This is a genomic window from Pedobacter sp. GW822-FHT03F06 (genome assembly GCF_058801365.1).
This window is the reverse complement of sequence record NZ_JBXANE010000004.1, coordinates 362,137-375,853: the sequence shown is the minus strand read 5'-3', so window position 1 is coordinate 375,853 and position 13,717 is coordinate 362,137. Positions and strand designations below refer to the sequence as shown.

Sequence of the window (13,717 nt, the reverse complement as noted above, 5' to 3'; positions counted from 1 at the left end):
ATCAAATAATAGGATAATTTTAAGCACAATGATATGAGACTGATTTCTTGCGTAGCGCTATTAATGGTTATACCAGCAATTGGACTTTTAACCAAAGCGAATAAGTTTACTGGTGATAAAGGGCCTGAAATCCCAGTGCATGAGCACATTGTAAATGATTCAGCTTCATTTAAATTGTTTAATCATGTTGATACGACTGCTAAGTTTGAGGTTGCACCTGTTGTATTCGCAACTGATTATAGGTTGAATTTTTTTAAGCCTTTATACCTCAACTCAGTACCTTTATTTACAATTAATAAAATAAAGTAGCCAAGCCTTTAATAAAATAAGAATAGAAGATTGTTATTAAATGGCGTCTTGATGTAGTGTCAGATATTTCTATCTGACACTCTATTTATTTAATTCGAATTCTGTGTTTTTCATAGGCTGAGTCATAAATATAGATTTGTCATCCTGAGCCTGTCGAAGGACCTGTTTTCATGTGGTGTCAGATATTTCTATCTGACACTTCGTTTAATCCTTTATTCCAATTCTAAAACGATTCTCTCTGCCAGATGGTAACATCTTACACCACGGTTAAGTTCGAAAATCTAAACTATTTACCTTCCCACCAGGCCAAGGGAAACTTAATCTCGTCAACAGAGCTTGCAATCATATCGGGTTTAAAAGCATAATGCCCTAAAGTATCCTTGCTTGATATACCCGAAAGTACCAGAATGGTTTTATATCCCATTTGTACACCTCCTTGTATATCAGTTTCCATGGTATCGCCAATAACAGTAGTTTCGCTGGTTTCCAATCCCAGGAATTTACGTGCCGAGCGCATCATCACCGGACTTGGTTTGCCTGTAACAAACGCTTTTCTGCCGGTTGCTTCTTCAATCATGGCTGTGGTTGCCGCAATACCGAGGTTGTTCCATCCTGGTTTTTTAGGTGATGGATCTCTGTTGGTGGTGATGAATTTGGCTCCGGCAAGAATCATATCCACAGCACGCTGCACCATTTCGAGCGTAAAGTTTCTACCTTCTCCCAGTACCACAAATTCGGGATCGGTGTTTACCAGGGTAATACCATGATCGTGTAAACTGCTTAATAAACCACCTTCTCCTAACACATAAGCAGTACCATTTGGGCTTTGATCGGAAAGGAATTTACCTGTAGCCATCGCACTGGTGTATACATGGCTTTCTTCTACCTTTATCCCTAACCCTTTAAGTTTGCGTACTACTTCCAAAGCTGTTCTCTGACTGTTGTTAGTCATAAATGCAAAAGGAATATCTTCATCAATTAAGTTTTTAATGAATTTATCCGCACCAAATATCAATTCTTCCCCGCTATAAATCACCCCATCCATATCTATTAATAATCCTTGTTTCATGTTTTGTAGATTTAATCTGTTTATGTACAAACTTAATATTTTCTTGTTCAATCAGTGTTAATATAAAGTCTTTCGGTGGTCAGTTTTTAACCCAAACTTATCCTGCTAAGTTTGAATAGTATTCCTTTCCTGTTCATTTATTTAATAAAAAATTAATGTTCGAATTGTAGCATATTCGAAATTTCTACCGTATTCATAAAAAATTAAATTATGAAAAACGCTTTTAAAGTAACCACCGTCTTTTTGATTGCATTAAGCATCTTGAATGCTTGCAAAAAGAAAACTGAAAACCAAATGGATTTTACCATTGACGCGCAAAATCTAACACCTTGTACTGAAGGAAGCTGCCTGTTTGAGTATGTTAATTATGCAGCAATGGCCGATCAGCAGATGGCACTTACAACTGGGCAATACCGGATTTTTATGGCCAAGAAGAGTAATAGCTTTAGCACCACGCGGGTATATATTCAAGCACCTATGCAAGGTGATAAATTTTTATTAACTGATGCTGATATTCTGGCTGGAAAGGTAAAACATCTTTTTTCTTGCGCTTCATGCGACTATTTCAACTTAACTCCGATTGCAGGTACAGTTAAAGGAATTAAAGTGGATAATACTAATAAATCAGCTGAAAAATGGTTACTTGATGCACACATTGTTGTGGCAGCCGAAAAATCTAAAATACCTGTAGATACCATCCACATTAAACAATATTTTAATTTAGCAGTAAAATAAGATGAGGCGCTTATGTAATAATTAAATGTACATAGGCGCCATTTTTCGCCAATAGTGGGGGCGGTGTGCATTGCTCTCCCAGGTATGAAACTGATTGGGTATACCTTTCTCCCATAAAAGGCTGCTTAGGTGCTGGTTTCCACTTAGAAATGGATCTGTTTCACCTACGGCAAGAATAATTTCCATGTTTCTAACTGCTGATAGCAATCGATCATCGTTCAGGTTAGCAATATATTGCGCTGGCATATTAAAATAAACTTCATCGCTGTGAAATCCGTTCAGCAGGTCTCTAAAATCGCCAATATTATCGGTAAGGTCATATCTTCCACTTATACCAACGGCTTTTTTAAATAACCAGGGGTATTTCATGGCCAGGTTTATAGCATGGTAAGCACCCATGCTACAGCCAGCGGTTTCAACGTAACCGCCATCATTTTTCTGATAGATAAGCGATAATACTTCCTCAAGGAGATATTTTTCATATTGTAAATGCCGGTCTATGCGTACTGATGGGTATACGTCGTCATTATAAAAGCTTTCTCCATCTATGCTATCTACGCAGAAAATTTGGAGTTCGCCATTTTCAATCCGCGCACTTAAAGAAGCTATAATTCCCCAGTTTTCGTAATCGTAAAACCTGGCCATACGGGTAGGGAAAAAGATGACTGCTCTTCCGGCATGACCGAAAACCAATAGTTCCATATCCCGTTGAAGATTATGGCTGAACCATTTATGATATTCCCTGTTCATTGACTTCAATTCTTTTGTGGAAAATTAAGGCATGCATGTTATCAGGATATTAATTGCGCGTAATGATTAACCTAATTTCTCTTTAACAGTAGCTGCCCACAAACGATAACCTTCTTCACTCAGGTGCAATCCATCGTGATCGTAAAGTGCAGGATTTGGCTTGCCTTCTTTGTTGAGCATTTTCTTAAATACATCAATAAATTTCCAGTTGCTATTGAGTTTAATAATTTCGCTTTCGATGAGGTTATTGGTATATCTAAACTGATCGGCCATTTGCCAGCGGGTAAGGCTGGGTTTTAGCGATATAAAATAACAGGGCAGTATGCCAAACCGCTGGTTAACTTTAGCCATCAACTGCTGGAAAAAGATAAATATCTCCTCAGGGTTTCTTCCATCGCCAAGGTCGTTATCGCCAGCGTATACCACAAGCGCCTTTGGCCTGTAGTCTATCATAATCCGCTCAAAAAACCATACGCATGCAGCTAATGTAGAGCCGCCAAAGCCTAAATTGGTTACTTTCATGTAATCGAAATCATCTTCGAGACTATTCCACAACCGGATAGATGAACTGCCATAGAAAATGACACCCGGATGCTCCCGATCTAAGCGGTGCGCCCGTTCCAATTGTTTAACTTCTTCTTCGTACCAGTACATACGGTTAAAGATAAAAAGATCTGCCTCTTGAATAAATGTATTGTATGTTAAGTTTATGTTAGGTGTTGGTTTGTTGGTTCATTAGTCATTAGTCATTAGTACATTGGTCATTAGTCATACATATTGCTCAATTTACAGGAGCTCAAAATGTTAATGCCCTAAACTTCTTAATGATCAAAGAAACATAGTTTGAGAATTTTTACCATTAAGAGAATAATAACACTAATTTGAATTATCGCCCTTAAATCAATAGCCACTAAATTGTTTCTGGTTGCCCCATTTTTTTTAGGATGCGGTAATGGGAGCGAAGTGCCGATAAGAATGTGCTGTTTTCATGATAAGGCAACCCGAATTCCAGCGCGGTTTGTTTTACAATGATGGAGATTCGTCCGTAATGAACATGGCATATTTTAGGGAAAAGGTGGTGTTCTATCTGTCGGTTTAAGCCGCCAAGAAAAAACGCAGAGATTGGCGATTGCGTCGCAAAATTAGCTGTAGTACGCATCTGGTGTTCCGCCCAGGCTTCTTCCATATTGCCTTCTGCATTGGTTATTGGAAAAGTTGTTCCTTCTACTACATGAGCCAGTTGGAAAACCAGTCCCATGGTTAAGCCCTGAGCCATGTGTAAAACCACAAAACCGATTGCAATCTGCCACCAGGCAAGCGGCATTATCAGTACCGGTAAACCAATAAAAATAAAGTAGTACAAAAACTTATAGAAAAAGAGGTTAAAGTATTCGACCTTCGGATGCTTGTTCTGGCAGGCACCCACACTTTTTTGGAAAAACTTTTTATAGTCTTTACGAAACACCCAGGAAAGCGAAGCTAAGCTATATAAAGGGAAAGCATACCACTGCTGGAAACGCTGATGTGGTTTTAATTCATCTTCTGTACAGATGCGTATAAGGCCTGGTGCTACTTCAATATCTTCATCATGGCCAGGTATATTGGTATAGGTATGGTGTACTACATTGTGCGTAATGTTCCACACATACGGATTGGCACCAACCATATTAAATAGAAAACTAAAAAATGAATTGGTGCGTTTAGAACTCGAAAACGAACCGTGAATGGCATCATGGCAGATATTGAAACCAATAAATGCACAAGTAGCGCCAAGTAAAACAGTAAGTACCAAAAGTATGGTGCTATGCACGTTTAAAAGGAGTATGGAAAAGTAAAGTCCCAGAAATATAGTAAGGAAAAGAAAGGCTTTAAACCACATCAGTGCGTTGGCATTGATGCTTCTATTGTTTTCTCTAAAGTCGTTGTTTACTCTGCGGCGAACTTCCGAGTAAAATGTATTCCCTGCTAAACAAGGGAATTTTGCTTTTAATTTCATGATCTTGTGCGCTAATCTACCCCATGTACGAGGTTGATAACTCCAAGTTCATTAAGCTTTATGTATAACCTGGCTAATTTGGCCAAGCTTAGTTATAAACGTAAACTACTGTGTTTTAGTTTTCGACGAAGTTAATAAATTAACTGTGATGCATCCTGCAATCAGGTTAAATAATTATGAATGTATTGACAAGAAAGTAAATCAGTTCTTTTGCAGACAGTGGTTGTATTAAACAAATTAACGATTAAGTGAAAATATTGGTCACTAATATTTTAGCTCCAGATTATATTCAACAGGAGAATTCAATTTAATTAAGACACAGACTACTCGCTGTAGTTCCTCTTATTAGCAGCATAAATATGGTACCAAATGTAAAAAATCCATATTAATACCACTGTGCTATAAACCAATTCGGGTTCGAATGAATCCCTGGTAATTAACAGCGCAATGGAGGAGATCAGGGCAGTCAGGAAGAAATAAAGAATATTTTTCATAACGTACTGATTTAATGAATGTTGGATTTGATAAATATAATAAAATATCTCCTTTGGAGCAAATGTTTTACGAAATAATTTACCCGATTCTGATGAAAGCGGTTTTTTATCTTATTTATAAGGTGCTTTTTCTTCATTTAATTTGAGTTTTACTTGTTGTTATGCATAATTATAGCGGTTCGAAGCTTATTTAGTTGCTCATCGTAATTAGTTTGAATTGTTGCTTTAAATTAATGTGGATCTTTATCAGGATAACGACTGTAAAGTTGTTTTACTTTAAAATGAAGTAAATAAGTTTAGAAACCAGTAAGTAAAAGTGCCAAATGGTTAAGAATTAACTTAAAATGCACAAAATTGTGGCACAAGAGAATTTATATTTTTTTGTAAGTTTACGCGGCACAACCACCAAGAAACCAATAACACACACAAATGATTAAATTTTCTTTAAGCTTAATTTCTTTTACACTAGTTTTTTTTGGATTAAAAAACTTCTTTAGCGAACCAAAAATACAACGCGTATCACCACCCGAATTAACAATAACCAATTTCGCAGGACCTGATGTTACACCCAGCCCAGCCTGTTTAGCCGTAGCACCAACCGGAGAAGTATATGTTGGTGTTGATATGATCGGCTCTTTGGGTAAAGATCCTGGTAAAGGCCATATTCTTAAATTGATAGATAAGGATAACGATGGTAAAATGGACGAACATGTAGATTTTGCCGAGGTGGATAATCCACGCGGTATTATTGTTCAAGGCAGCCAGGTATATGTATTACATACCACTTTTTCTAAAGAAACAAAACAGGCTACAGGCATGAATTTGGTTGTTTTCGAAGATAAAGATGGCGATGGAAAGGCAGATGGACCCGAAAAACCGCTTATAGAACATATCAGTAATGCCAAATATATCCGCGAACGTGGTACCGACCATGCTACAAATGGTATCAGAATGGGAATTGATGGATGGATTTACATTTCTGTAGGAGATTTTGGATTCCATGATGCGGTAGACCGTTCAGGTAAAAAACTAACCATGTTAGGCGGAGGGATTATGCGCGTTCGTCCGGACGGAACTGAAATGGAAGTATATACACATGGTACACGTAATGTTTATGATGTAGCTATCGATCCTTACATGAACGTTTTTACCAGAGAAAATACCAACGATGGCGGCGGGTGGAATGTTCGTTTCTCGCACCATATACAATCCGGTGAATATGGTTACCCGGTTTTATTTCAGAATTTTACCGACGAAATTATTCCTGCACTTGCAGATTTAGGAGGAGGATCGGGTACCGGAGCATTGTTTATGGATGAGCCAAACTGGCCTGAACAATATAACCACGTACCAATGATGGCCGATTGGGGCAGAAGCATGTTATATATTCATAGAGTAACTGCCGATGGAGCAACTTTTACACAAAAAGATGAGGATTTTATTAAACTACCTCAGATTACCGATCTTGATGTAGACGGTTCAGGAAGACTTTATCTGTCGGCTTGGGATGGTGCAGGTTATTCTGGAAGTCCTAATAAAGGTTACATTGTTCGTGCAGTGCCAAATAACTGGACATACAAAGCATTTCCCGATGTTAAAAAAGCTTCAATTAAAAAACTAACCGAGCTACTTAAATCGAATAGTGCAGTAGGCCGTTTAACTGCTTCGCAGGAATTGGTTTTGCGTAACAATAAACAAGCTATCGCAACAGCCTTAAAAGTGGCTTCCGATCAGAGTTTAGCACTTGATGTTCGTATAGCTGGTATTTATACCTATGCACAGCTCACCAAAGAAAATGGTATCGCTACTTTAGTTGAATTTACCAAAGATAAAGCAATTAAGGAATTTGCTTTAAAAGCATTAGCTGACCGTAAAGCCAATATCGACAAAGTACCGGTTGAGCCATTTTTAGAAGGCTTAAAGGATCCTTCTCTTCGTGTTCAGGCTGCTTCGATAATCGGTTTAAACCGATTAGGCAGGGCAGAAGTTGCCAATGTGCTTTTACAAACGAAAGTGCCTGCTTCATTTACAGCACCTGCCAAAGGTACTGAAGGTCCTCATGCAACACCAAATTCAGCCATTATTTTGCCTCACTTAGCTGTTAGGGCCTTAGTTGATCTTCAGGCGGTAGATGCTTTGCTTGCTGCAGTTAAAACTGAAAACTCTACTCTTGCACTTTGGGCCTTACGTTATATACATACCGAAAAAGCGGTTAACGGACTGATCGAAAACTACAAACAATCGACAGACGAAAAATTAAAACAGCAGATTCTGGTTACTTTAGGCCGTTTGTATAAAAAAGAAATTGCTTATGATGCTTCTTGGTGGTGGGGTACACGTCCTGATTCTCACGGACCATATTTTAAAGCTGTTTCATGGGAAGGTTCTCCTATTATCGAGAAATTTTTGAAAGAAGAGGCTATAAAAGCCGGAGCAAAGGGAAAACAATTTTATGTTGATTTAAATGCACGCCAAAGGATGGATATCCCTGAATTTGCTGAAGAAGAAAAAGTAGCGGTAGCTGAAGAACCAAAAATTGATCTGGATAAAATTAAAAACAAAAAAGGTCAGGTGGGTAAATCATCTATCGAAGATGTATTATTGGCTATCAATAAATTACAGGGTGATCCATTAAAAGGAAAAAACATTTTCAATAATCAAGGTTGTATTGCCTGCCATAGCTTAAGCAAAAGCGAGAAAATGAAAGGTCCTTTTATGGGACAGATCGGCTCTATAATGAACCGTGAGCAGATCGCAGAATCGATATTAAAACCTAATGCTTCAATTTCCCAGGGATTTGCTTCAGTAATGATTAGCGCCAAAGGCGACCGTACTTATATGGGCTTTATTACAGAAGAAACAGCTGCTAAAGTGGTGGTTCGTAATATCGCGGGAGAGGTTTTTACCATTAAAGCTGGCGATATCCTATCAAGAAAAGAAATGGAAACTTCGATGATGCCGGAAGGTTTGGCCAATTCATTATCGTATGAAGAACTGGCTTCGTTAGTTTCTTTCTTATCTGAACAAAAGAAATAGGTTCTCGCAATAGAATTTGATAATGGTGATTCGTAACCCATGAAAAAAAAATCAGCTTATCACCATTATTTGTACCATCATAACCTTGTTTTGCTCAACGATAGCAGTAGGGCAAAACAAGGAAATTGATTCAACTTTTAAGATGCCTTCGCATCCAAGGTTATTGATCAGCCATGAGCTTGAAGAACAGATCTTAGACAATGTAAAGCGCGATGAGAAGTTTAATCAAATCCATCAAGCCATACTATCAGAAGCAGATCATGTTTTAAATAAACCCGTACTAGAGCGGGTGATGAGTGGAAAACGTTTGCTTGATGTATGCCAAAGCGAAGTTAAAATGAAAACCTGGTCAACAGATCCGGTAACCGATTATGATGCTAAAAATCCGGGGACTTCTATTGTAGGATTCGAAGTAAGGCTCAAAGCTGATAGTAAACAGGCCATATCGGTTTTTCTAGATGCCGGGAAGCCATCACAAAAGAACTTTTCTGCTAAGCCGATAGGCAGCTGGCCTAAAAAATAAGTAAGCTTGGTAGCTGATGTGTTTTCAGCTTTACCTTTTATGGTTTGATTTTACTGATAATTCTTTCTAAAAGCTATATTCATGAATTTTATTGTTATTGTCGAGCAATTTTTGTCATAAAAATGAGCCAGTTGTTTTGGTTTAAAAAAACAAAACTTACATTTAGCGATTAAATCTATATACCTAGTCGATGAGCAGATCGGGCAGGTATGACCACCAGTTATGGAAGACCATTTTTTTGAACAAATTATTAAGAACCCTCTTGAACAACCAAATATTCCACCCAATGAAGTAATATCCCTTTGGGCAGAAAAGCTAATTCAAGTGCTTTTTCCAGAAAATTCTCCTAAAGTATTTTCAACAATTATAGATATAAAAGAGTATGTTGCTGTTTTGGAACTTGAACTTTATGATATCATATCAGCCAGTTGTAAGCTTAAAAATAGCGAATGTAAAAATGCAGCAGGTCAGTTTTTTGAAGAACTGCCAGAACTTTACCGTGTATTGAATACCGATATAGTAGCGATTTATGAAGGCGATCCGGCTGCACAGAGCAGGTTTGAAGTAATTAGAACTTATCCCGGTTTTTATGCCATCTGTTTCTATAGAATTGCCCATACGCTTTATAATTTCGGTATACCGCTGGTTCCAAGAATTCTTACCGAATATGCCCATTCTAAAACAGGCATTGATATTCATCCGGCAGCCAGTATTGGCGAATACTTCCATATTGATCATGGAACAGGGATTGTTATTGGCGAAACCAGTACAATAGGCCGTTATGTGAAACTTTATCAAGGGGTAACACTTGGCGCTTTGAGTGTTAAAAAAACATTAGCAGGCAGCAAACGTCACCCAACAGTAGAAGATAGGGTGGTAATCTATTCTGGGGCAACCATACTGGGCGGCGAAACCATCATTGGGCACGATAGCATCATCGGGGGAAATGTGTGGCTTACTGAAAGTATTCCAGCTTTTTCTACGGCTTATCATTCTCCAATAATTACCATTAGGAACCATAAAGAAACCAATTAATATATTAAAATATGGCAGGAATAATCGATCTGATCGGAAATACGCCAATGGCTGAACTTCAAAAGCTGAATATTAACCCAGCTGTAAGGGTATTTGCCAAATTAGAAGGAAACAATCCCGGCGGCAGTGTTAAAGACAGGGCGTCGCTCAATATGATCAGAAGCGCGATAGAACGTGGCGATATCGCTCCCGGAACTAAACTGGTAGAGGCCACAAGTGGTAATACCGGAATTGCACTGGCTATGATTGCAAGTTTATATAACCTGGAAATCGAACTGGTTATGCCAGCCAATTCAACACGCGAACGTAAGGTAACTATGGAAGCCTTTGGTGCAAAAGTAACCCTGTTAGAAAGCATAGAAGAATGCAGGGATTATGCAGAAGAAAAAGGCGTTTCAAAGGGATATTTTTTATTAAATCAATTTGCAAACCCTGATAATTACCTGGCTCATTATAAAACAACCGGACCAGAAATATGGAGAGATACCGAGGGGCAGATTACGCATTTTGTAAGTTCTATGGGAACAACGGGGACCATCATGGGCTGTTCCCGGTTTTTTAAGGAAAAAGATAATAATATCCAGATTGTAGGCTGTCAGCCTACTGAGGGCTCTTCTATTCCGGGTATCAGGCGCTGGCCTGAAGAATATCTGCCAAAAATATTCGATCCGCTACGGGTAGATCGGGTAATGGATATTGCGCAGGAAGAAGCAACCCTAATGTCGAGAAGAATGGCTAAAGAAGAAGGTTTATTTGCTGGCATGAGCTCGGGCGGTGCCTGCGCAGCGGCTTTGAAACTTGCTGGTGAACTGGATAAAGGAACCATTGTTTTTATTGCCTGCGATCGGGGAGACCGCTACCTGAGCAGCGATCTTTTTGGTTGAGCATCAATCACTGATCTTGTTGGGCTTTTTTGGATAAAAGCATGCCAACCCTTTGAATAATGATTTCCATGTCAAATGGTTTTTCTATGTAATCATCCCAATGCGTTTTGTAATAAGCACTATCATGTATGCCATTTCTTGATGACATGAGTAGGATAGGAATGGACCCATGAATGGATAGTTTTAGTTCTGTACATATCGCCCTTCCATCGGTCATACCAAGGAAAATATCGATTACAATAACATCGGGTTGGAAAGCAGCTACTTTAGCATGTAAATCCATCGTACTGGAAAGATTCATCGTAATGTATCCTTCAAATTCGAAGATCATCTTTATGGCATCAAGTGTTGCGGGGTGATCTTCAATAATTAATATTTTTGGTGGGGATAAAGCAAACATTTCTTTGCGTTATTAATTAAGGAAAGCTAAGATTACCAGTACCTCGCTTTTTAAGCAATAATTCAAATATTTTCGAGTCTGTTCTGGTGAGGCTATCAAGAGAATTGCGCAGGCTCTGGTTTACCAGACTTAAATTGGTAAACATCGTTCTCAGGTTATCGTTTTCATCTCGCAGCTCCAAAAGCTCATTGGCAATACCCCCAAAATCTCTAATCCAGCTGTCAAAACAGTCTTTATCAATTTCTAATGCGTTATAAATTTCTTCAGGATCTCGGCCGTTGTAAAATTCTTGTATGCTTTCGATAATTTTGGCAGGAGTGTTATTCAGTTTCATGGTTGGTTTTCCAGATGCTGTTTGCACAGAAGGCTAAACCGTCCCCTGTTTAGATCTCCTGTGGCACAGCAATATTTTAAAAAGTTTTTATTTAGGGATAAGGACAAAGAAATAGAGCATTTAAAGATTATCAAAATTTTTGTCTACGCAGTAATACGCACTAATTTTAAATGTTTGGATTTCAAGTAGTAAAATAAAATGTAATTGGTATTCGGTTCATTATATATAGTTCTTGATGAATTAGCGTTTTAAATAAACCATGCCGCCAGGCGTGTAACAAATCATCCCGGAAAAGACCGTTTCTGTCGACATGGTTAAAAATATGAGTACAATCCAGACAAAAGGCATTAAGCCTGTTTGGTTAAAAAACGGTATCGCACCGCTTGCACTCTATCAGCTATATGCAAAGAGGGTGCGGCAGGTGGATCTTAGCGATACGCATTTCTACGCATAAGTATTTAAGTTATTGTAGTATAGTGTTTTATGTGGTTGATGCTAATTTGTTGTTGAAATAAAGGCAAAGAAAAAGTAACCTATTTTTGTATATTATTTAGGACGATTTGGTGAGGTCTAACATCCAAGCGTGCATATTCGTTTCGCCATCTATCCCCAGTTTTTTACGAATTCTATATTTGCGGCTTTCTACAGCACGTACACTAAGTTTGCAGGTTCTGGCAATTTCTTTAGTATCAAAATTTAACAAGATGTAAGCACAAAGTGTTAACTCAGCCGGTAGTAGTTGTGGCGAAATCTGAAGTAATCTTTCGATAAAGGTAGATTCAGCCTCACTAAACCGTTTCATAAATGAAGGGTCTCTGGCGTGTGCAAGTTCGATAAGTGCTTTTAAAGAAAAATGTTCAACAGATTTTTCTGTTTTAGCATCGAGCTGTTTACGGTAACCTTCCACCTGTTCTTGAAGCAGAATACGTTGCCTTCGAAAATGCGCATTATGTCGCGTTAATAACCTTAATCGTTGGCCATAAAGACCGAGGCTGATGAGTATTCCTTCAATTATTCCGGCTAAAGTGAGTAAATTATAACTGTAAGATTGGAAGGGTATTAACGTTGATAAGCAAAAAACAAGGTAAATAGAAACCAAGGCCACAGGAATCCATCCCAGTACGTAACACCAGATAAGAGGATTTTTTTTAGCATAACCGCGGATGATAATCACTTTAATGCTACTGAACAGAAAAAATAATGAGGTTAATAAAAATAAAACATGCGTAAGTACATTGGTGATGCTTCTGGCATCCCATAAAGAGCAGATTAGGATTAAACCCCATCCAAACAGTAATACTTTGAAGAATTTATTGAGCTGCGGAAGTTGGCGTTTAAGTTTTAAAAAATAACTGTTAAACAAAATCGTAGCAATGTAACCGGCTGCAATAAAAAAATGGGCATGCACTAAAATAAACCTGGCTATCGAAGGGCCTAGCAATAAGCTATAACCTTGCAGATAACAGACCATTACAATGAAATAAAGCAAAATGATCCTTGCTATATATAGCGCAAAGAGTTTACTCCGCGTAGCAACGAACATAAAGACGTGAAAAATGAGAATCATCAATGCAATGCCCATGTAAATAGGTTGCACGCTATGTGCTTTAAATAAAGCATGGTTTAATACCGATTCGGTAACTAATTTAACCGGTACAAGTAAAGTATTCATTGCCCGCATTCTTACGTATACTTCGCCAATTGGTGTTTTTACCTGCTTTAAGGGAAATACATAGCCGGTACCCAGAATATTATCATTTTGTTTCAGGTTGAACATGCCAGCGCTCATCTGCTTTATCATCCCGCATTCATCGCGATAAAATACGGTAATAGAATCGATGTTTGCATAATCGATAAACAGATAAGGAGTGGTTTGATTGATATTTTTAAAACGGAGCTTCATCCACCATACTTTTCCGCTGGTTCCACCGTTAAAAATTGCTGACTTGCCTTTTGAAAAACGTTCTGGCTTAAATTGCGCTATCTTTTCAAAAGATGTTGTTTCGAGCGTGTCCTGCCAAAAGTATCCTGCTTTGCCAACGTTAACAAAAGTTTGTCTCTCTACCTGGATCATTGGTTGAGCTATGCAAAGACTGCTTTCTATCAAGAAAGCAATAAGAATAAAAATGGTCTTCATTAATTAAACCAATGT

The 13,717-nt window shown here is 38.2% G+C and carries 15 protein-coding genes; 7 read left to right on the top strand and 8 right to left on the bottom strand.

Annotated features, from left to right (window positions below):
* Positions 1-33 precede the first annotated feature (33 nt).
* The gene (locus AC1RJ8_RS09340; protein ID WP_492953350.1) at positions 34-309 is read left to right on the top strand and encodes a hypothetical protein; all 276 of its coding nucleotides are present in this window, start codon (positions 34-36) and stop codon (positions 307-309) included.
* A 286-nt stretch (positions 310-595) separates the two neighbouring features.
* Here AC1RJ8_RS09340 and AC1RJ8_RS09335 read toward each other — a convergent pair whose 3' ends face one another.
* A complete protein-coding gene (locus tag AC1RJ8_RS09335) occupies positions 596-1,378 on the bottom strand; it encodes an HAD-IIA family hydrolase (protein WP_029280385.1) in 783 nt (260 codons plus the stop codon).
* 210 nt (positions 1,379-1,588) lie between these two features.
* Between AC1RJ8_RS09335 and AC1RJ8_RS09330 the strand changes: the two genes are divergently transcribed.
* On the top strand, positions 1,589-2,113 hold the full coding sequence (locus AC1RJ8_RS09330; protein ID WP_492953351.1) for a hypothetical protein: 525 nt from the start codon (positions 1,589-1,591) through the stop codon (positions 2,111-2,113).
* 21 nt (positions 2,114-2,134) lie between these two features.
* On the opposite strand, the gene AC1RJ8_RS09325 is transcribed toward AC1RJ8_RS09330, so the two are convergent.
* The 4 genes from AC1RJ8_RS09325 to AC1RJ8_RS09310 all read right to left on the bottom strand — a co-directional run bounded on the left by AC1RJ8_RS09325 (position 2,135) and on the right by AC1RJ8_RS09310 (position 5,353).
* Positions 2,135-2,863, bottom strand: a complete 729-nt coding sequence (locus AC1RJ8_RS09325) for an esterase family protein (protein WP_492953352.1) — start codon at positions 2,861-2,863, stop codon at positions 2,135-2,137.
* Positions 2,864-2,929: 66 nt separating this feature from the next.
* Positions 2,930-3,517, bottom strand: coding sequence for an SGNH/GDSL hydrolase family protein (locus AC1RJ8_RS09320; protein ID WP_492953353.1), 588 nt, complete (start codon positions 3,515-3,517; stop codon positions 2,930-2,932).
* Positions 3,518-3,773: 256 nt separating this feature from the next.
* Positions 3,774-4,859 carry a fatty acid desaturase family protein gene (locus AC1RJ8_RS09315; protein ID WP_492953354.1) on the bottom strand — a complete coding sequence of 362 codons (1,086 nt, stop codon included), beginning with the start codon at positions 4,857-4,859 and terminating at the stop codon, positions 3,774-3,776.
* Positions 4,860-5,182: 323 nt separating this feature from the next.
* Complete coding sequence (locus tag AC1RJ8_RS09310) at positions 5,183-5,353, bottom strand: hypothetical protein (protein WP_157258207.1); 171 nt, start codon at positions 5,351-5,353, stop codon at positions 5,183-5,185.
* Between the two features lie 429 nt (positions 5,354-5,782).
* On the opposite strand from AC1RJ8_RS09310, the gene AC1RJ8_RS09305 reads away from it, so the two are divergent.
* The 4 genes from AC1RJ8_RS09305 (at position 5,783) to cysM (ending at position 10,831) form a co-directional block, all read left to right on the top strand.
* Positions 5,783-8,389, top strand: coding sequence for a DUF7133 domain-containing protein (locus AC1RJ8_RS09305; protein ID WP_492953355.1), 2,607 nt, complete (start codon positions 5,783-5,785; stop codon positions 8,387-8,389).
* Positions 8,390-8,531: 142 nt separating this feature from the next.
* Positions 8,532-8,912, top strand: a complete 381-nt coding sequence (locus AC1RJ8_RS09300; RefSeq protein WP_492953356.1) for a hypothetical protein — start codon at positions 8,532-8,534, stop codon at positions 8,910-8,912.
* A 222-nt stretch (positions 8,913-9,134) separates the two neighbouring features.
* Positions 9,135-9,947: a serine O-acetyltransferase EpsC gene (gene epsC, locus AC1RJ8_RS09295; protein ID WP_492953357.1), complete on the top strand. Its 813-nt coding sequence runs from the start codon at positions 9,135-9,137 to the stop codon at positions 9,945-9,947.
* 11 nt (positions 9,948-9,958) lie between these two features.
* Positions 9,959-10,831 carry a cysteine synthase CysM gene (gene cysM / locus AC1RJ8_RS09290; RefSeq protein ID WP_477582643.1) on the top strand — a complete coding sequence of 291 codons (873 nt, stop codon included), beginning with the start codon at positions 9,959-9,961 and terminating at the stop codon, positions 10,829-10,831.
* A 7-nt stretch (positions 10,832-10,838) separates the two neighbouring features.
* On the opposite strand, the gene AC1RJ8_RS09285 is transcribed toward cysM, so the two are convergent.
* A complete protein-coding gene (locus tag AC1RJ8_RS09285; RefSeq protein ID WP_492953358.1) occupies positions 10,839-11,231 on the bottom strand; it encodes a response regulator transcription factor in 393 nt (130 codons plus the stop codon).
* Between the two features lie 16 nt (positions 11,232-11,247).
* A complete protein-coding gene (locus AC1RJ8_RS09280) occupies positions 11,248-11,565 on the bottom strand; it encodes a hypothetical protein (protein ID WP_492953359.1) in 318 nt (105 codons plus the stop codon).
* Between the two features lie 322 nt (positions 11,566-11,887).
* Between AC1RJ8_RS09280 and AC1RJ8_RS09275 the strand changes: the two genes are divergently transcribed.
* Positions 11,888-12,019: a hypothetical protein gene (locus AC1RJ8_RS09275; RefSeq protein ID WP_492953360.1), complete on the top strand. Its 132-nt coding sequence runs from the start codon at positions 11,888-11,890 to the stop codon at positions 12,017-12,019.
* A 96-nt stretch (positions 12,020-12,115) separates the two neighbouring features.
* Here the strand turns inward: AC1RJ8_RS09275 and AC1RJ8_RS09270 are convergent, their stop codons facing one another.
* Positions 12,116-13,702, bottom strand: a complete 1,587-nt coding sequence (locus tag AC1RJ8_RS09270; protein WP_492953361.1) for a 7TM diverse intracellular signaling domain-containing protein — start codon at positions 13,700-13,702, stop codon at positions 12,116-12,118.
* Positions 13,703-13,717 lie beyond the last annotated feature (15 nt).

Bases quoted from the DNA above. Each gene is read 5' to 3' on its own strand.
- AC1RJ8_RS09275 (WP_492953360.1), top strand. From the start codon at position 11,888: ATGAGTACAATCCAGACAAAAGGCATTAAGCCTGTTTGGTTAAAAAAC.
- AC1RJ8_RS09310 (WP_157258207.1), bottom strand. From the start codon at position 5,353: ATGAAAAATATTCTTTATTTCTTCCTGACTGCCCTGATCTCCTCCATT.
- AC1RJ8_RS09330 (WP_492953351.1), top strand. From the start codon at position 1,589: ATGAAAAACGCTTTTAAAGTAACCACCGTCTTTTTGATTGCATTAAGC.
- AC1RJ8_RS09315 (WP_492953354.1), bottom strand. From the start codon at position 4,859: ATGAAATTAAAAGCAAAATTCCCTTGTTTAGCAGGGAATACATTTTAC.
- AC1RJ8_RS09305 (WP_492953355.1), top strand. From the start codon at position 5,783: ATGATTAAATTTTCTTTAAGCTTAATTTCTTTTACACTAGTTTTTTTT.
- epsC (WP_492953357.1), top strand. From the start codon at position 9,135: ATGGAAGACCATTTTTTTGAACAAATTATTAAGAACCCTCTTGAACAA.
- AC1RJ8_RS09300 (WP_492953356.1), top strand. From the start codon at position 8,532: ATGCCTTCGCATCCAAGGTTATTGATCAGCCATGAGCTTGAAGAACAG.
- AC1RJ8_RS09325 (WP_492953352.1), bottom strand. From the start codon at position 2,863: ATGAACAGGGAATATCATAAATGGTTCAGCCATAATCTTCAACGGGAT.
- AC1RJ8_RS09270 (WP_492953361.1), bottom strand. From the start codon at position 13,702: ATGAAGACCATTTTTATTCTTATTGCTTTCTTGATAGAAAGCAGTCTT.
- AC1RJ8_RS09280 (WP_492953359.1), bottom strand. From the start codon at position 11,565: ATGAAACTGAATAACACTCCTGCCAAAATTATCGAAAGCATACAAGAA.
- AC1RJ8_RS09320 (WP_492953353.1), bottom strand. From the start codon at position 3,517: ATGTACTGGTACGAAGAAGAAGTTAAACAATTGGAACGGGCGCACCGC.
- AC1RJ8_RS09285 (WP_492953358.1), bottom strand. From the start codon at position 11,231: ATGTTTGCTTTATCCCCACCAAAAATATTAATTATTGAAGATCACCCC.
- AC1RJ8_RS09340 (WP_492953350.1), top strand. From the start codon at position 34: ATGAGACTGATTTCTTGCGTAGCGCTATTAATGGTTATACCAGCAATT.
- cysM (WP_477582643.1), top strand. From the start codon at position 9,959: ATGGCAGGAATAATCGATCTGATCGGAAATACGCCAATGGCTGAACTT.
- AC1RJ8_RS09335 (WP_029280385.1), bottom strand. From the start codon at position 1,378: ATGAAACAAGGATTATTAATAGATATGGATGGGGTGATTTATAGCGGG.